Origin of the sequence: Saccharibacillus sacchari DSM 19268 (assembly GCF_000585395.1) — a bacterium.
Classification (GTDB): Bacteria; Bacillota; Bacilli; order Paenibacillales; family Paenibacillaceae; genus Saccharibacillus; species Saccharibacillus sacchari.
Map to the genome: position 1 here is coordinate 1,234,469 of NZ_KK073875.1, position 18,813 is coordinate 1,253,281.

The 18,813-nt window shown below is 52.8% G+C and carries 14 protein-coding genes; 3 read left to right on the top strand and 11 right to left on the bottom strand.

The features are described from left to right. Positions 1–17: 17 nt before the first annotated feature. The 4 genes from SACSAC_RS05445 to SACSAC_RS05460 form a co-directional block, all read right to left on the bottom strand. A complete protein-coding gene (locus SACSAC_RS05445) occupies positions 18–656 on the bottom strand; it encodes a deoxynucleoside kinase (protein ID WP_037284258.1) in 639 nt (212 codons plus the stop codon). A gap of 644 nt (positions 657–1,300) precedes the next feature. Further along, positions 1,301–1,987 (bottom strand): Na-translocating system protein MpsC family protein, encoded by a 687-nt coding sequence (locus tag SACSAC_RS05450; protein ID WP_037284261.1) that lies wholly within the window; start codon positions 1,985–1,987, stop codon positions 1,301–1,303. A 180-nt stretch (positions 1,988–2,167) separates the two neighbouring features. Next, complete coding sequence (locus SACSAC_RS05455; protein ID WP_037284265.1) at positions 2,168–2,563, bottom strand: response regulator; 396 nt, start codon at positions 2,561–2,563, stop codon at positions 2,168–2,170. 148 nt (positions 2,564–2,711) lie between these two features. Further along, on the bottom strand, positions 2,712–3,389 hold the full coding sequence (locus SACSAC_RS05460; protein WP_037284268.1) for a Na-translocating system protein MpsC family protein: 678 nt from the start codon (positions 3,387–3,389) through the stop codon (positions 2,712–2,714). Positions 3,390–3,674: 285 nt separating this feature from the next. Between SACSAC_RS05460 and SACSAC_RS05465 the strand changes: the two genes are divergently transcribed. From SACSAC_RS05465 to SACSAC_RS05475, 3 genes are all read left to right on the top strand, one after another. Then, positions 3,675–4,415 carry an SGNH/GDSL hydrolase family protein gene (locus SACSAC_RS05465; RefSeq protein ID WP_245608583.1) on the top strand — a complete coding sequence of 247 codons (741 nt, stop codon included), beginning with the start codon at positions 3,675–3,677 and terminating at the stop codon, positions 4,413–4,415. A gap of 253 nt (positions 4,416–4,668) precedes the next feature. Next, a complete protein-coding gene (locus SACSAC_RS05470; protein WP_169833748.1) occupies positions 4,669–7,761 on the top strand; it encodes an ATP-binding protein in 3,093 nt (1,030 codons plus the stop codon). Positions 7,762–7,791: 30 nt separating this feature from the next. Beyond that, entirely contained in the window at positions 7,792–8,976 is a 1,185-nt protein-coding gene (locus SACSAC_RS05475; RefSeq protein ID WP_051506893.1) for a response regulator, read from the top strand. 138 nt (positions 8,977–9,114) lie between these two features. Here SACSAC_RS05475 and SACSAC_RS05480 read toward each other — a convergent pair whose 3' ends face one another. The 7 genes from SACSAC_RS05480 to SACSAC_RS05510 all read right to left on the bottom strand — a co-directional run bounded on the left by SACSAC_RS05480 (position 9,115) and on the right by SACSAC_RS05510 (position 18,743). Next, positions 9,115–13,056: a collagen binding domain-containing protein gene (locus tag SACSAC_RS05480; protein ID WP_037284271.1), complete on the bottom strand. Its 3,942-nt coding sequence runs from the start codon at positions 13,054–13,056 to the stop codon at positions 9,115–9,117. Positions 13,057–13,317: 261 nt separating this feature from the next. Beyond that, positions 13,318–15,312, bottom strand: a complete 1,995-nt coding sequence (locus tag SACSAC_RS05485) for a helix-hairpin-helix domain-containing protein (protein ID WP_037284275.1) — start codon at positions 15,310–15,312, stop codon at positions 13,318–13,320. Further along, positions 15,309–16,097, bottom strand: coding sequence for a PP2C family serine/threonine-protein phosphatase (locus tag SACSAC_RS05490; protein WP_037284278.1), 789 nt, complete (start codon positions 16,095–16,097; stop codon positions 15,309–15,311). Before SACSAC_RS05490 ends, SACSAC_RS05485 begins: the two co-directional genes overlap by 4 nt. Then, positions 16,097–16,768 carry a vWA domain-containing protein gene (locus SACSAC_RS05495; protein WP_037284281.1) on the bottom strand — a complete coding sequence of 224 codons (672 nt, stop codon included), beginning with the start codon at positions 16,766–16,768 and terminating at the stop codon, positions 16,097–16,099. Before SACSAC_RS05495 ends, SACSAC_RS05490 begins: the two co-directional genes overlap by 1 nt. Before the next feature lie 91 nt (positions 16,769–16,859). After that, positions 16,860–17,567 carry a pseudouridine synthase gene (locus tag SACSAC_RS05500; protein ID WP_037292128.1) on the bottom strand — a complete coding sequence of 236 codons (708 nt, stop codon included), beginning with the start codon at positions 17,565–17,567 and terminating at the stop codon, positions 16,860–16,862. A gap of 303 nt (positions 17,568–17,870) precedes the next feature. Continuing rightward, entirely contained in the window at positions 17,871–18,179 is a 309-nt protein-coding gene (locus tag SACSAC_RS05505) for a NifU N-terminal domain-containing protein (RefSeq protein WP_342666447.1), read from the bottom strand. Positions 18,180–18,245: 66 nt separating this feature from the next. After that, positions 18,246–18,743: a CYTH domain-containing protein gene (locus tag SACSAC_RS05510; RefSeq protein ID WP_037284285.1), complete on the bottom strand. Its 498-nt coding sequence runs from the start codon at positions 18,741–18,743 to the stop codon at positions 18,246–18,248. Positions 18,744–18,813: the final 70 nt, after the last annotated feature.

The window sequence follows — 18,813 nt, forward strand, 5'->3', positions numbered from 1 at the left end:
AAACGGCAAGCAGGCAATCAGCGGGGATGACCGCTGGAGATCCGCGATTTGACTTGTGAGACAATATGGGCAAAATGTTCCGGGTCCGCAACGAAATCCGTCGAATCGCCGTCAACCGTGATAATCGTAGTCTCCGGCTCCGTGACCGCAAGCGAAGACATGGCCGATTCGTAATCTTCGATCAACTGCTCCAGATAAGCGTGATCCATATCCTGTTCGAATGAACGACCGCGTTTGGCGATTCGGGCGAGCAGCGTTTCCAGGCTGGCCTTGATGTACACGATGATATCCGGCTTCGCCAAATCGTCCGTCAGCACATGATAAATCTGCCGATACTTCTCGCGTTCGCGCCCTTTGAGCGTGCGTTCGGAGAAAATCAGGTTTTTGTAAATATGATAATCCGACACGACGGGCTGCCCCTGCCGGATCAACTTGGATTCGGTATCGCCGAGCTGCTTGTACCGGTTGCACAGAAAGAACATCTCAAGCTGAAAACTCCACTCGTCCAGGTTCTGGTAGAACCTCTCCATGAACGGATTCTCCTCGACGATTTCTTTGAGCAAAGGCATATTCAACTCCGCGGCCAACATCGAAGCAAGCGTGGTTTTGCCCGCCCCGATCGCGCCTTCGACCGCGATAAAAGGAACTTGATTCATAAAAAGCCTCCTGCCTCCGCTACCGCCTTTGAACTTGCCTTGATCGGCGGCTTTCGTTTCGAAAAAATAAGGCGTCGATCTACTACCCTTAGCGTTGACAAGGTACTACAGACCGAACACCGTACAACATTGTATCACAGCCGACTACCAACCGGACCCCCCAATTCAAAAATCAAAAAAAGACCCTTCCGGGTCTTGGAAGAGTCGTAGAAGATCCTATTCGCTTGGGAAGAGCAGCCGGCTGCGGGTGAAAATTCGTTCAAGCCGCTGTCTCGCCCAAGAATGTATGATTTGAATATATTCAAATCATACATTCTTGGGCTCAAAGGCGTCTTTCACTGAATCTTCACCCTCCGCCTACCTCTTCGCCAAAACTCAAATCTTTCTACCTCTTCTTTTGAGTTAGCATTCAAAAATCTTTTTTCCCACCCAAAAAAAGAAATTCCTGTTCGCTTTTTCGAGCGTACTAGCGGAGGGGGAAATTCAGTGAAATACAGGATTTCGAAGAAAAACTGCGGTAACATTCAGTACGATGTTGACGCCTTTGAACGCGGAAAGCCGTAGGCTTTCTGCGTGAGACAGCGTCTTGAACGAATTTCCCCCGCAGCGCCTCCACGCACGAAACCTCCCCGAACAGGATATTCCTACCCCCCGAACCGACATATGAGCACGCTATCGTCGCGGTCGAAGTCCCAATCGATGTACAAGTCCGTCATCTGCCGCCCCAAGGCATTGCCGATTCTGGCGTCTTGCCATAGTAATTCTTTTTCCAGCTTGCGCTTGGCGGTTTTCAGAATGTCGGACTGTCCCAAGTCGTTGAATTCTTTTTCGAGCAGGATAGCAAGTCCTTTACGGAAAACGAACAGGTTATCCGGGTCGATCCACCAGGATAGAATAAGGTCCGGCGTTGTTTGCACTTTGCCCAACAACTCGGCGATCTGCTTGTGCACCGATTCCCGACCCGGATAATCCTGCGCGGCTTTCAGAATTTCAGACTCGTCGCGGATCAGACCTGTAATCATTCCCGAAGCCTGCCCAACATTCCAATCATAAAAGAAGTTCATGGGCGGAAGTCCAAGCTCCTCTTCAAAAAAGGTCTGGATATCCGGAACCAACGACTTTATCAACAGTTCGCGCGTGTATCGAAAGGTCTTCTCGTCTTCCCGGGCGAGCAGTTCGTCTTCGACCGGATTGGTGAAGCGATTTAGCGTAAGCACGACACTTTGTTTATCCAGAAAAACACTCAGCGCTTCGGGCCCCTTACCGAAACGGGCTCTGAGCAATTTTCCGACAAATCCGGTAATCGACTGTACGATTTCTTTCTTTTCCATAGTTCAAGCACCCGCATTCGTTTTCCGAAGATATACCCGGCGTTCAGAATCCAGTACACAGACGCATTCAATAAATCTTGCGAATCGTGATGTCCGGTGCACTTGGCTGCGGCAGTGTGGCAGAACGTGAGCATTCACCGCCATTATACGCCGATACCTTCCGATAATCGACTCCCCGCGCTACTGATCGTCCGCGGCTAGCAGGCTTTCCCGGATTTGGTGAACAAAGCTTTCCATGGCCAACGGTTTTTTCAGATATTTCCGAAATCCCGCATCAAGGCCACGCTGTACATCGTCATTCAGCGCACTGGCACTGATTGCCCATATTGGAATCATCGCTGTATTCGAATCGGAACGCAAACGTTCAAGCCCTTCGTATCCGTCCATGCCGGGCAACTGAATATCCATGAGGATCAGGCTCGGCCGATGCAGGTCCATGAGCATGATGCCTTCTTCCATCGTGACGGCTTCCAGCAATTGGAGTTCAGGCAGTTTTTTTCTGAAAATATGACGCATAAGCAGCATACTGGAGCGATCGTCTTCGATGTAAAGCACATATTCCGCATTTTTCCGCATTTCGACCATCCTTTCCGCATAAAAATAGGCCGAAGAAGAGGTGCGCGCACCTCTTCTTCGGCCCGATTAATCAGCGCATCCCGAAGGAGTCTGAACCGTTACCGATCCTATACGTTGTCGAATCTGTACCTGGTCAATACCAAAGGTACTATTCCTCAAATATGTAAATGACGATGCTGCGATCGAGATTGAAATCCCAATCCGCATACAGATCCGTTAGCTTCTTGTTCAAAATAATTCCCGCATCGGCGTCCTGTTCCAGCATCCGCTTTTCAAGTCTTCGCTTAGCCGCTTTTAACACTTCCGTATAACCGAGCTCGACCATTTCCTTTTCCAGCAGTACGGTTATACCCTGTCGAAAGACGGCAAGCATCCGCGGATTGACCCACCAAGAATCGATATGTTCCGGAACCTTTTGAATCGCGGCCGTCACTTCGGTCACTTTTTCGTGAACGTCTGCTTTACCCGGATAATCAGGCGAATCGGCAGGCGTAGGATCGAACATTCCGATGATCGCGCCCGAAGCGTTATGCACGCCCCAGTCGTAATAAAATTCGGATACGTTCATCCCTGTGTTTTCTCGCAAAAAATCGCTTAATTCCGGCAGCAACGACTCCATCAGAAGTTCGCGCGTGTAACGGAACGCTTTCTCTTCTTCCTGCGTGAGCAGAAATTTTTCGACCGGTCCCATGAAATTGCGCAAATGGAACACGATGCATCGCTCACTCAGGAAAACGCTCACGGATTCGGGGCCTTTACCGAAGCGCGTTCTCAGCAGCTTTCCGACGTAACTCGTCACCAGGCTGATTGTCTCTTTTTCGTTCATCAATAACACCGGCCCAGCTTATCAAGATATGCCCAGAATTCGGACACATCGGCTCTACGACCCAATAATGAGGCAGCCGAATATGAGCATTCCAATCAAGTATACTGGATCTTGTTTCAATATGCGATAGCAAAATGTGGGAAATAAAAAAATCAAAACACCGGTTATAAGCCAACATCGCGTTGCTTGCCTAAGATGTCGCAAGAGGCTTACAATAAAAATAGAGAGAATGCAACCCGGGTACGGACAAGCGAATCATCCAACACAGCTAGCGAGGTGAACGAATTGAATAGGGATAATCGGTATGGAACGAGCGCAGAAGGCATCCGTTATCTGGTGTCGGGAGATTCGATCTCCAAAGGCGTCATTTACGATGAAGCTCGCAGCAAGTATGTGATTTTAAAAGAAAATTACGTCTCCCTGTTGCAAGGCCGCCTTAAAGGTCCGGTCCGCAACACAGCCAGATTCGGCAACACTGTGCTCAAAGGCGTCGGCCATCTCAAGCGCGATGCGCTAGAAGATCGCCCTAATGTCGTATTGATCGAATACGGAGGCAACGACTGCGACTTCGATTGGGATGAAATTGCGCGCAACCCGGAAGCGGATCATCGACCGAAGACCGGATTCGACGAGTTCAGAGTGATGCTGACCGAATCGATCGAGTATCTCAAAAGCCTACAGATCACTCCCGTTCTCATGACCCTGCCGCCGCTGAATGCCGAGAGCTATTTTAAATGGGTTAGCAAAAACGATCCCGAAACGCAGCGCAATATTCTGCAATGGCTGGGTAGCGTCACTAAAATCTATTGGTGGCAGGAGCGCTACAATTCCACGATTCTCAAAGTATCGGCCGCAACCGGGACTCGATTCATCGATGTGCGCGGCGCTTTCCTGGAGCATCCGGATTTCACTCGCTTCCTCTGCTCGGACGGCATCCACCCCAACAAGGAAGGCCATCAGTTGATATGTGACAAAGTATTGGATTTTATGCGGACGGATTACGGACACCTGATTCATCAACGTTGAAAACGACTCGAATTTTGAACCTTTATGCCGAAAAGCAGGCTTATGCCCTGCTTTCGGCTTTTTTTATCGGCAAAATGTTTGAATTCTTCGCGAATCGGCAAATAAAGTATGGATTCCCGTGCCTGTCAGAATTAAAGTATTACTTATGGGACACTTTACGGGCAAGTTACGCGCAACATCGTTTCGCTTATCGCCGACATGGTCGATTTTTTTGCTTCTACTACTTATTTTGATGATGCTGTCGGGGCTTCGATTGATTTTGACAAATCCGTATTCGATGCAAGAAGCGCCGCGCGCTTCGCAAGGTATATTGGATCTCAGAGGAACGAAGCTCGACAACTGGCATACGCTGCGATTGGACGGCGAATGGACGTTTTACCCGGAACGATTTATCGGCACCGATCCTTACGGGTCAGCAGATCCTTCATTTATTCGGGTACCCGGGAGTTGGCAGGGAGCGCTGGAGACGGGCAAGCGTTCCCCCGAAGGTTACGGCAGCTATCGCCTTCGTATTTTGTTCGATCCGGTGCCGGACCGCTCCTACAAATTAATGATCAAGGACATCCAGACTTCTTTTCGGATTTATGCCAACGGGGAGTTGGAAGCGCAGTTAGGGCAACCGGGCGCAACTGCAGATTCCCATGTGGCCGAGGTGAACACCGAATTGGTATCTCTTCCGCGCGCAGCAGAGATTGACCTGATTGTGGAAGCTTCGAATTTCGAGAACGCGTACAGGGGAGGCATCGCCCGTTCGATCAAGTTCGGCTCTTCCAATGCGGTCAATTCCGAGCGTACGTACAATGTAGCAATGCAACTGATCACATTGGGCATTTTACTGCTTCACGCGATCTATATCGGCATTATTTATTTGTTCAGCCGAAAAGACAAAATCTTTTTGATGTTTACGCTGCTTCTTGTCGCGGCCGTATTCAGTATCTCGCTGGACGAGGACAAAGTGCTGCTTGCCGTCTGGCCGTTCGATTATGCCGCAGCCAAAAAGATTTCGTTGTTCGCGTATGCAGCCATGACGACGCTGATGCTCAAGATCGCCGTATCCTTTTGCTTGGAAAAAGCACGTCAGCGAAAATATAACGTTTACTTCGCCTTGGCCGGCCTTTACGGGCTGTTCATCGCGGTTGCTCCGATCGAAGCCGTGCTGCTTTCGGCCAAATTCGGAATTTTCACGATTGCGACGTTGTTCCCTTCGATCTGGGTTCCGTTGCTTCTGGTCCGTTACGTGCTTCAAAAAGACCGAAACGGCATTTTCTTGTTGATTGCCGCAGCCGGCATGACTTCCACGATGATCTGGGGCGGCTTCAAAAATTTGGGGTGGGTTGAACCGGGCTTCTACGCTTTCGATATTCTGCTTTCCTTCTTGGGAACCGTTGCGTACGCGGTGGGCCGATACTTCCGCAACAATAGGGAACTGGCCTCGCTCGCCGAACGGCTGCAAAAAGCGGATAAAGCAAAAGACGACTTTCTTGCCCAAACCTCGCATGAGCTGCGCACGCCGCTGCACGGCATGATCAATATGGCCGACGGCGTGCTGGCTATCGAAGGAGACGCCTTGACCGAACGTTCCCGCAAAGATTTGCAGCTGCTCGGTCAAGTGGGACGCCGCATGAGCCTTCTGCTCGGCGATCTGCTGGATGTCACTCAAATCCGGGAAAACAGGCTTTCTTTGCGCCTTGAATCGGTCAAAATCCAGTCCGCGGCCGCAGGCGTGCTCGATATGCTTCGATACATGACCGCAGGCAAGCCGTTGGAACTGATCTTGGACATTCCGGATGATTTTCCCTCCGTCTATGCGGACGAAAAGAGGCTGACTCAAATTCTGTTCAATCTGGTGCATAACGCGATTAAATTCACGCCTTCGGGTCAGGTCATCGTGAGGGCGAACATTGTCGGCCACCGCGCAGAAATTAGCATTGCCGACAGCGGAATCGGCATCGCAAAAGAAGATTTGGATCGAATTTTCCTGCACTACGAACAAGGCGATTCTCTTCAGAATGCCGCAGGCATAGGCCTCGGACTTGGAATCAGTCGCAGCTTGGCCGATCTGCACGGCGGAAAGCTTGAAGCCGAGTCGGAAGCCGGAAAAGGTTCTACGTTCTTTTTCTCTCTTCCTTTGGCGGAAACATCCGCTTGGGAAGCGGGTCTTGCGGAAAAAGCTTCGGCCTTAACCGCGCATGACATACAGAAGGATTCGAGAAGCGGAAAGCCGGACTCCGGCACCGCTGACGGGGCGCTTGCCTCCTATCCGGCAAGTTCGTTCGAATATCCGGATTCCGACGGATGGACCGACATCGATCAGCGTCCCCGAGTGCTGGCAGTGGATGACGATCCGGTCAATCTGCGCGCCCTTCGGAGCATGCTGCCGGAAGAACGGTACCAAGTCGATTTTGCTTTAAGCGGCGCGGAAGCGTTGAAACTGCTGGAAGAACGTCCCCGCGACCTCATTATCGCGGACGTCATGATGCCTCAGATGTCGGGATACGAACTATCCACCCGTATCCGGGAACGCTACTCCCGCGCAGAGCTGCCGATCTTGCTCCTTACCGCCCGAAGCCGTCCGGAAGATATCTATGCCGGCTTCGCTGCCGGCGCAAGCGATTACCTCGCCAAACCGGCGGATGCGCTGGAATTGAATTACCGGGTCAAAGCGCTCACGGATCTCAAGCGTTCGGTCAGCGAACGCTTGAGCATGGAAGCGGCCTATTTGCAGGCTCAGATCCAGCCGCACTTTTTGTTCAATGCGTTGAACTCGATCACGGCGCTGAGCGGCATCGATATCGATAAAATGAACGAAACCATCGAGGCCTTCGGCTCCTATCTCAAAATCAGCTTCGATTATTGGAGCGCCCGCCCTCTGGTTCCGTTGGAACGCGAGCTCGAATTGGTTCAATCCTATTTGTATATTGAATCCATGCGCTTTGAAGATCGGCTTCGGACCAAGGTGACGATCGCTGCTGACTTGGACACGGAATCCGTCTTGCTGCCTCCCCTCTGTATCCAGCCGCTTGTCGAAAATGCCGTTCGCCACGGTGTGCTCAGCCGCTCCAAAGGAGGCTCGGTCTCGCTCGATATCCGAATCGAAGGCGAAAGCCTTGCCGTTACCGTTCAAGACGACGGGGTCGGCATGGACCAACAAACGCTCGACAGCCTGTTAACTCCTGTCAGCAGCGGACGCCAAGGAATCGGAACCTTGAACACCGACCGTCGCTTGAAAAGAATGTACGGTTCCGGTCTGCTCATCGACAGTCTGCCCGGTGCGGGCACTACCGTATCGTTCCGTATTCCGCTGACGGGTTCGGGCTTGCCGCTCTCCGGCACGGCATCCGACTAAACGGAAAATCGCTAAAGAGGTGAATCAATCATGATGAAGGCTCTGCTGATCGACGATGAGAAGCTAGCCGTAATGCATATGGAAAAGCTGCTTCGCGAGCTGCCCGAATTCGAAGAAATCACGGCCTATACAGACCCGTTGGCGGCGATTGAAGCGGCGCGTCAAAGCCAACCGGACGTTATTTTCCTCGATATTGTCATGCCGGACCTTAACGGCATGCAAGCCGCGGAATTGCTTCAGCAGGCCAGTCCCGATTCGGATATCGTATTCGTGACGGGTTACGACCGCTACGCGATCGAAGCCTTTGAGCTGAATGCCCTGGATTACGTGCTCAAGCCGGTTCAACGGGCTCGGCTTGCCAAGACCGTGTCCCGTCTGAACGGAAGGCGAACGGAAAGCGAGAATTCGGAAAAGTCCGTTAAGGAGCTCATGATCGGCAGCTTCAAAACGCTTCGGCCTTCCGCGAATCCCGGAGCTTCGGCTCCGGCCTTTCGCTGGCGTACCAGCCGTGCCCAGGAAGCGTTCGCGTATCTTCTGCACCATCGGGAACGCTTTGTCGGCAAAGACGCGCTGATCCAGCACTTTTGGCCGGATTCGCCTTACAAGCAGGCATCTACGTACCTGTACACCACGATCTATCAGATCCGGCAATGCCTCAAACAAAGCGGTATTCCGGTCGAGATCGCGAATGCCAGCGGCGGAGAAGGCTATACGCTGCGCTTGAACGCAGTGGTGCTCGATACGGACCGCTTCGAATCGGGCATCCGATCGCTCGGCCCGGTAACGGAAGAAAACAGTGCGGAGCATCTGCAATTATCCGGGCTGTACATCGGCGACTACCTAGCCGACTACGACTACCCTTGGTCGGAAGGCGAAAAACAGCGGCTCCGGGCTATTCAGCTGCATCATGCGTCGGGCCTTGCTTTATTTTTGTTGGAAAACGGAAGAATCTCCGAAGCTACGGCCGAGTATAAAAAATTGACGGACATCCATCCTTACTCCGAGCATGCCCACCTGGGCCTGCTTCAAGCTTACGCCCTTTCAGGCGACAAAGGTGCCGTGGACGAGCATTACCGATTGGCGGAGCGTCTGTTCGAACAAGATTTGGATGTAGAGCTCCCCATCGTTTTGTCGGAGTGGTACGAGCGTTGGAACGCAGGCGTTTTTTCGTCTACAGACCTACAGATAGCGGCGTTACGCCCGCACGGGAAATAAGATTCCAGCTGATCTCCTCCTTTTTATGAATGCCGAAAAGCCATCCTCGACGCGCATGCACGCGTCGAGGATGGCTTTTTATTACTCATGGCTTGCCTGGTTAAAAGGTGGGGTTCGAACGTCATTCGGGTTTGCGGATCATTTTTGTTCGTTGAGATTTTTCTTTCGGATCATCATGAAGCCGATCGCTCCGACCAGAATCATCGCGAAGCCCAACGCCCGCATCGGGAACGCGCCGGTTTCGCCGGTTTGCGGCAGCAGACCGTTCGTAAATTCGGGCGATCCGGACGGAACCGAAGAATCCGGCGACTGCGTCGGCACATCAGGGACGGCCGGGTCCGGGTCGATATCCAGACCGCCTCTAGGCGTCTCGTCAAGCAGATTCAAGTCGCCATCCGGTACAGGCTGCGGAACCGGTTGAACCGTGGAAGGAACTTCGACCGGCACAACCGGAGCCTCCGGAGTCGGCGTAACCGGGTCCGGATCGACTTCAAGTCCGCCCGAAGGCGTACCGTCTTCCGGCAATACGATCAGAGGCGTCGGAAGCGGCAGTTGCGGGAAATACAGCCCCGGCGGCTTAGGCGTCGGCGTTTCCGGCGCCGGATCAACCGGAGGCGTTACCGGAGGATCGACCGGTGTCTCCGGAGGCGTAATCGGAGGACCAGGCGGCGTTACCGGAGTTTCCGGCGTGATCGGCGGGCCCGGAGGTGTTACCGGAGTTTCCGGAGTGACCGGAGGACCCGGCGGCGTCACCGGAGGTTCCGGATTTTTTTGATTGGTAACGGTTCGCAGGCTGTTGGCTTCTCCTCCGTCGCCGACGCTTTTGATCGTCAGCGGAAGCGGCTCGTCATCGAGCACGTATCCTGCGGGAGCTTTCGTTTCCGTCAACAGGTAGTCGCCCAACAACAGATTGTTGAATTCGATTTTCCCTTCCGAATCGGTCGTTTGGATGCCGATCAGACTGATCTTTCCTTTTTTTACGCGTTCAAGTTTGAATTCGGCACCCGCCAGAACGGTGCTTTCGGAACCTTCTTGAACTTTGAGGACGGTCAATCGGTAGTTTTCGCCGCTGCCCGTTCCTCCTCCGACGGATCTCATCACTTTTACTTTGCCTTCGTCCGTGCCGCTGATCTTGCGCGCGTTTTCCCCGCTGAAGACCGCATTGTTGAACACTTCGACTCCGCTCTGGGCGGTGGTCAACGTTTGATATTCCAACACGTAAGCCGTAGTGATGGTGCGAAGGAAACTCAAGGTGAAGGTTTCGGCTCCGTTTTGATCGGTTTTGAACTCGATCGTATAGTCTTTGCCGCGTTCGAGCATTTGGCTATCGTCTTTGGTCACGACTCCTTTTTCCGATACCTTCGTCGCGTAAAGCTTGAATGCATCCAGATCTTTCATAAACAATTGGTTGGCACTAGGTCGGTCTTCGAGCACGGCTTTATCTACCGTGGATTGTCCGCGGTTGATCCAGATGGTCCAGTCGATAACGTCCTCGTCTTCCGTGTTCTGCTTGCCTTCTTTCTTCACGAATTCTCCGCCCGTCGCTACCGGAGCGGAAGCTTTCAATTGCTTGGAAACCGGATTCGTACCGCTGTTCAGCACGGCCGTATTCGGTATGGAAGCCGTCGTCACGAGGTTTTCAAGGCTGGTGTCGAATGTAAGGATATAGCCTTTTCCTGCCGGGATGGCATTTTTGAACGTGACGGTCAGCGTTCCGCTTACCGTATCCTTTTCCGGGTCGTAATCGACTGCCGGAACGTATCGGACGGTGTATTCCGTATCTTCCACAAGATCGCCTGCGGCGATTTTATTGCCGGAGGAATCCTTGGCGTCGATCCGCATTTCGTGAATTCGAATGCTGCTTGGATCGGGTTTTTGCCCGTGAGTCAGCGTATCTACGATCGAAGCCGAACCCACTTCTTTCAAATTGTAATTGACGCCGATCGTCCAACTGATCTTTTTGTTGATCGCGTTATAGCTTCCGGACTTATAACCGTTGTTCAAAGCTTTTGCGTTCGGTTCGAAATCGTCTCCCGTGTTGACGGTATGGGATCCCGATTCGTCCGTCCAGGTTACGACGGCGTCGTTAAGAAACTTGGTCTTTCCGGAACTCAAACGATCCGTGTCGAACTTCGTCAAGTAAGTCAGGGTGTAGCTGTCCGAAGTTGTTGCATGGTCTCCGGTAAAGACGATATCGAATCCTTCAGGATTCCCTTGAGCATCGTTGCGCAAGGCAAACGTATAATCGTCTCCCACCTTAAGTTCGCCGTCCGGACCTTCGATCACGAAGGAGTTTTCGACCAGTTCAAGTCCCCGGTTCGTAAACGTATCTTGGATCGTTACGTTTTCCATCGTTCTTTTCGGATCGTTTTTATTGATTTCGATTTTCCATCCGATCGTTTTGTCTACGTAATTCGCGCTTTTATCGACGTAGTTTTTGATTCCGTAAACTTGGCCGATACCGACTTCGTCGCTGGCTGTCTTCCCGCCGCTTTCGACGGTATTGACGAATTTTCCGTTGTTGTTGTATACGGGATCGATCGCCTGCGTGGCGTATTCGATCATGTAAGCGGAGATAACGTCTCCTTTGAATCGGAGCTCGAAACCGTCCGAGCTTTCGTCGACCGTATACGCATCGTTAAGATCGACCTCGATTTTTCCGGACTCATCGCCGTTTTTCGCAGGAGCGTCGATCCGGTAAACCGTGATGCCGTTCGCGCCGTCGACCAGCTTCTGCTGCCCGTCAAACGTGTCTTTGAGCACGGCGTCGGCTTCGGCAATCGTGTTCAATCCGTAGTTATAGTAGATTTTCCATGTTGCGCTCTGCTTGACAGAATTGTAGCTGTTATCTACGTAAATCTTGTCCAGCAGCTTGCCGAATGAAGTCGAGACCGTCGCTGTAGCGGTCGGCGGCTCTGCCACTCCGTCTCCGTCGAGCGTGGCGGTATTGGTATAGCTCTGTTCTCCTTCGACATTTTCCGTGATGTTTGTTTTGTACACGACCCGGTAAGCCGAATCGATAGTTCCGAATTTCAAAACAAGATCCGATCCGTCTTCCGGAATCATGCTCGATACTTGTTCGCCCTGAGAGACCGAGCCGTCGAGGCCGACATTCAGTTTATAAATCTCGACCGAACTTTTATCCAATTCCAACCCGGACGGAATCGGATCGTTCAGGACGGCGTTTGCCACATTATCCTGCGTTTTATTGAAGTCGACCGTCCAGGTGATCACGCGACCGGCGAACTTTTTGTCGACCTCTCCTTTTTTCTCGATCGATTCTTTTACCGCCGATTTGATTTTGAATGTAAAAGGAGGCAGGTTTTCGTTAACAGGGAAAACGACGGTCGTTTCTTTGCCGCTTGAAAACTCCTGCAAATTGAAAGTCGTGCGTGCAAACAGTTCGCCTTTGATATTGTTGTAGTCTTTGACGAACCCGTTGAAAGTCATTTTGATTTTGCGATCAGACTTGCTCATTTCGAAAGTACCTACCGAATCACTGCCGAATTTCAGATCCCCTTGCAAGTCACGCTCAAGGATGAATTCTTTCGGCAGTTCGAACTCGTACCAGTCGCCTGCCTGGTACTCATGATCGTCAGGGATCGACCAAGTATATGCCAAATCGATAACCGCATTTTGCTCATACAGCGTATCGGGATCGTAGGCGATGAATTCGCCCTGCCCGTTCATAATTGTCAAGGACACGCTGTCGATCAGATTTTTTTCGATCGCCTGCGCAGGTCGTTCCTCCGCAGCTTCTTCAGCCTGAGTTTCCGCATCAGTATCTTTTTCCTCATTAGCGACATCTTCATCCGGCAGCGCATCGGCGTCTTCTTCGCCGAGCTCATCCGAACCCGGATTGTCGGTTGAGCTTTCTTCTTCCTGTGCATTTGGCGCAACCTCTGCATTCTCCGGCGCGACTTCTATCGATTCCGCCGTGATTGCCTGTTCTGCCGTCGCGGATTGCTCGGTCGTCGCTGCCGTTTCTTCGGCGCTTGCGATGCCCCCAAATCCGAACCCCTGCAAGATCTGCACCACGAATAACAGGCCGATCAGCAGTAGGCTGACTCTCCTCTTCATGTTCAAAAAACCTCCCTGGTCTATGTAAAAGTGCTTGCTCGGCTTTGCCTGAAAAACAATATAGCCCACGCACATATACAAAAAATGAACATGCAAGCAAGGAAGTCGAATCCGAGAGCATCCATGCAAAAAATTCAGAGCAAAATGAAGAAAAAGACATGATCTTCCATAGGCCGAAGGCCGGTTTCAGCAGAAGAATCCGACCGAAAAAAACCGCTAAATCACCGCAGCCGGATAGGGACTGGTGATTTAGCGATTCGCCTATAATGCATTAACGTCCAATTCAGCTTGGGCCAGCGCGCGTGCCGTTCCTCCCGCTTCTTTGAGAGCAGCCTCTTGCCGGGAACGGATTCCTGCCGAGAGACGTGTCAGCTCCGAAGCTCCGAGACTGAGCCTGCGCTCCAAGTCGCGCGTACGAGCTTCGACTGTCCGTTCGAGCGCGAGTATTTCGGCTTGGGGAATTTGACCGACTGTCGGATCGAATACGAATCGACGTTCGATTCGATCACGCCAGGCGAGCAGCATCCGGGTATTTGCCGGACCGAAGCCCGGAACGCGTGCCAGACGGTGCGTCTCGACCTCAAGCGCCGTCTCGATGCCGAACAAGGCGAGAGAAGCTTTGCGGCCCGGTCCGATTCCGTCGAGCTGAGCTTGTTCGATCCGGTGACGGCGCAAATGGATCTGCATCTGGCCGCTGCGCTGCTTGGCTTCGAGACGACGCAGTTCCGTCGCCTTGAAGACTTCCAAATCCATATACTCGCGCTTTGCCTGTTCCAACTCTCGCAACTTGCCCGCGAATGGCGCGAGGCGGCTGGCTTCCGCGTAGCGGAGGGATAATTCGTTCCAGCGCTCGCGCAGCCGATCGCGCTCTTCGCTGCGCGCGGAACGCAGCGAACGGCGACCGACGCCGGCAATCAACAAAAGCAAATTGACGCCGACCAATCCGCCGGCCGTGATCATCCAAAAGCCCGGCAGGAAAATCCATACCCCTGCCGCCGATAACAAAGACACTAACGAGAACGCGCCGCGCCATTTGCGCCTTCTCAGATAAGCAGCGACCGGAGCCGAAGGTTCTGCCGCGAGCGTTGAAGGTTCGGGCAACGTACGTGCCGGAGCCGGAGTCGGCACACGTTGGATTTGTGCCCAAATCTGATGCAGTTGGAACCCGGCGGCCGAATCAGCGGCAGTCCCTGAACCCGTTCCACCCATGGTTCCAGCCTGCGAAGCCATACGTTGCGAGGAGTCCGCCGGTCGGAATAAGAGTCCTCCGGTAGCGGCTTCCATCGCGCACCACGGGCAACCTTTCGCCTGCGAAGGATATTGATGGGCGGAATTGCGGGAACAAGGCATCAAAACGCCGCCCATGTCTTGCAGAGCAGCGATCCATTCTTGCGCGTCAGGCCTGCGCGTCATGGACTCCTGCGCAAAAGCACGCTCGAACAATGCCTGTACGGCAGGCGGAAGAACTTGCAGCGGCAGTGCTCCGGGGGGCGGCTGCATTTGTCTTGCGGACGCAGAAGAACCATAAGCAAAACGGAATTCGCGAATGGCTCGTTCAATCGGCATATCGCCTGTTCCCGAATATTTGCCGGCAAACGGATGGCGCCCCATGAACAACAGCATGAAAATAAATACGGCCAGTCCGAAGTTATCGTGATTGCGGCTGCGCACGACGCCTCGGAAAGACGTTACGCCCTGAAGCTCCGGCGGCATATACATCGGAATTCCCACGTCGCAGCCGAATCTCGTGCCTCCGGACTGCACCTGAAAGCTATCGCAATCCAGCATCAGAATCGTAGCCTGGTCGGTCACGTAAAAGTTGCTGTGATTGATATCCCCCACCACATGCCCCGCTTCGTGCACGGCGGCAAAGGCACGCGCCAAGTTGGCCGCGGTATGTACCAAAAACGAATAGCCTGCCTGCGGAAATTCCGCCAATCTTGTTTTAGGCCCATACAGCTTGTGAATCTCCTGTCCGCTTAGGCACGGCATCAAAAACCCCACCACTCGCCTACCGGCATCGCGCATCACGTCAACCGGCCAAACCGTAAAGCGAAGCAAGCGCTCCGTCTTCAGTCGAACCATCGCTTCGATCTTATCCTGCTTTTCTTTGGACAGCGGCTTATGATACAACTTGGCAACGAGATCGGAACGACCTTCGATCTCGAATACCGAACCTTCGCCGCCTCGACCCAACTCCCGACCGAAACGAATCTCTACGCCGCTTCCATTTACGATCCGGGCCGCCCGCTTCATGATCGTTCGTCCCGAGCGTCGATCCGGGTTGCCAACACCAAGGTTTTGTCGTCATCCGTGCGCTCGTTTACCCGCCCGGAATCAAGAAACGCTCGAAGCGAGTCGTCATAACGGTCATTCTGCGCCGTTTCCAGCTTTCTTAGCACCGAAAAGAAGGGACGGAAAAAAGGCTCGTAAGCCGTTTTCGTCTGATAGTGCAGCGCCAAACGCTGAAGACCATCCGTAAATACGGCGACTTCCTTGCAGGAACGACCGACATGCACGCTATGCTGCAAAAATTTCTTTGCGCTGCTTTGCGTCGCGAAATACGTCGTATTTTCATATTCGCCTTGCTGAGGCCAAAATTCCCACATGTAGGCACCCTCCTTCTCCGAGCATACGATTGCGCCGTCTCCGATCTGAACGAACACCGCCGTCTCTCCGCTGATGACCGCCGCCAAGAACGTACAGGCAAACTCACGGGAGCGACAGCCCGCCTTCGCCGCTCGGGTCCGTATCGCTCGCTGGAAACGGCCAAGCCAAGCCTCGCAGAACTCGCGGCTGAGCGCTTCGACGCTTCCTCCGTTTTTCAAGTGGCGCTCGATCGCATCCGCAAACGACGAACAAGCCAGTTCCGACCCTGCATCCGAACGCGAAGCGCTGCCTGCGCCGTCCGACGCAGCAGCGAGCAGCACTTCCGACCCCTTCGAATCGATAAACGTCCGACAGATCGAAAAGTCTTGGCAAGGTTTATCCGTCTTCGCATGCGAGGTACCGCGTACGGATGCATTTGCATACCGCCACATCAGATCAGTGCCCAGCCTTCGGGCGATGCCGGATTCTCCAAGCGAATCTGATCGCCGGGCGTCGAATGCGAGACCGAATTGAGCGAGTTCGACAACCAGGAGAACAGATCGGCAAACCGCAATCCTTTAAGTTTCAAAGGCGCGCGCGTCGCAATCTGGTTCAGCACGTTCATATCCGCATTCTCGACGCCGACCGCGAAGAACATAAACGACTTTGACGCTTCGCCTTCGCGAACGAGCGAAGCCGCGCGCTGCCAGTCGTCGGTCGGCGCGCCGTCGGTAATCAGGAAGATCCACGGACGGTAATAGGAAATTCCGTTTTGCTTGTATACGTTTTTGCGTTCTTCGAGCATCGAGACCGCTTTTTCGATCGCTGCGCCCATCGGCGTATTGCCGCTGGCAGTCAGCATCGGCGGATAAAAGTCGTCCGGCGTTCCGAAATCGGACGTCGCCTGTACGGGTCCAAAGCTGACCACGGCCAATTCCACGCGTTTAACCGACATGCTATCGGTCATCAGCTCTTCTTTAAACGAGGAGAGCCCGCGGTTCAGCTCATTGATCGGCTGCCCGCTCATCGAATACGAAGTGTCCAGCAATAAAATGCAGGGACATCTCGGCTCGGGATTTTCCGCAAATTCCGCGGCAAACGGTATCTGGTCGAATTCAAACATCGAAAGCAGCCCCTTCACTTCTGTAATTGTAGCCTTTTTCACCACTTTACCACGTATCGTCCACTTTGCGGCAGGTTATCTTGTCGGGAAGTTACTTAGGGGGAACTTCTATGCCCAGCGCTTCCGACAACCCTTCCAGCTCCTCCGCCTCTAAATCGCGCCACCGTCCGATCGCAAGACCGCCTAATCGGATATTCATGATCCGCTCCCGCCTCAGCTCTAACACCCGATAGCCCAATTCTTTGCACATGCGCCGAATCTGACGATTCAATCCTTGCTTAAGCACGATGCCGAAAACCTGCTCCGCGATGCGGTAAGTCCGGCATGGAAGAGTCACCGTATTCATAATCTCCACCCCCGCCGCCATCCGCTCCAGAAACTCTGCCGTAATCGGCTTATCCACCGCGACCGCGTACTCCTTCTCGTGCCCTTGCTCCGCACGCATCATGCGATTGACGATGCTCCCGTCATTGGTAAGCAAAATCAAGCCTTCCGAATCCTTGTCCAGCCGCCCGATCGGAAAAATGCGCACCGGATAATTCACGTAATCCGCAATATTCCCCGTAACGCCTTTGGCATGCGTGCAAACGATCCCTCTAGGCTTATTGAGCGCCAGATAAACGGGAGCTTCTTTCCGCGGAATAGGTTGTCCGTCAATCTTCACCTCATCAGAGGCTTCCACTTCCGCCCCGGCTGCGCATGTCTCTCCATTGATGGTGATCCTTCCCGCCGCGATCAATCGATCCGTTTCCCTGCGCGAACAATACCCCGTCTCGCTGATATACTTGTTGATGCGCATGCGATTGACCAACTTTCTAATGTTTCTTCTTATTATAGTAATAACCGCCGCTTGCCTTCTTAACTCCTTATTCCTTAAAAAGCGAAAGCGCCCCTATGAAGGAGCGCTTGTTGTTCGAATGATCCTAATTTGAAAGAGAAGCTTAGGCACTGCGGGAAAAATTCGTTCAAGACGCTGTCTCACCCGGAAAGGTCGATTGGAATTTAATAAGGAATCTTTCCGGGTTCAAAGGCGTCTTTCACTGAATTTCTCCCTCCGCTAGGGCTTCGCTGCCCTCAATAAATAGGATTTTCGAGAAAAAGTTTACTCGTAAACTTGATTAAATGCTTCCTCAACCTGAGGAATGATATCATCCCAACTTGCGTCAGGAAGCTTACTTACTGTAACAAAATCGCGCATACCGAAAATGTTGTCTACGCCGTCAATCGCAACAAGCGCTGCCGCAAGTGCATGGTCCGTAGCTTCTCCGGCTTTGACGGATGTGCTTTTCGGACCTTCGAAAAGAACGGAATCCGCTCCGATCCGGACCGAATTAGGATTAGGCGTCTGTTGAATATGAATTTGAACTGCGATGATCCTCACCTCTTTCAAAAGTATAATTGCCCATCTCATATGGATTGGCTTTATTGTAACATAGGCATGTGGGCCGATGCAGTGATCGTATCCATGAAATGTGCATCAAGCTCGATTTTGCAGCTCTTTCCATACCTTTTTATTGCTATACTCGCGCTTCGAACTGATATCTTCGCCGAACCAATCCGGAGGCGCGAAAGATTCCGCGTCCTCCATCGAATCGAATTCAACCTCGGCTACGGTCAGATTCAATTGATCGTAGCGATCCAGTTCGACTGTCAGACCCTGCCACTCCCCGGTCGTGCGCGTTTTGGTTAACGGTACAGCGCCCGAAGCCCGGAAAAGCTGCTCGTAAATGCTCTCGGTAATGGAATATTCGATCTCTTCCCGGCTCATTCCGTTCCCTTGTTTAAAGGTATGCGTATATTCAACTTCGCCCGTGTCTTCGTCCACCAATCGACGGACACGAACCTCCTGCTGTTCATCGAGTGCCAGATACGTCTGATCGATCCGATGCTGGGAAAGCCGGTTAAACGCGCCTTGGGCAATCAGTTCTTCCGGCGTGCGGTCCAACAAAAACTTGCGCTCAATTTCCATCGCCATATGAATATCCTCCTTCGATCCATCGCTCTCTGTTCCAGTATACCCCGAAAGCTTCAAGAGTCGAAAGCAG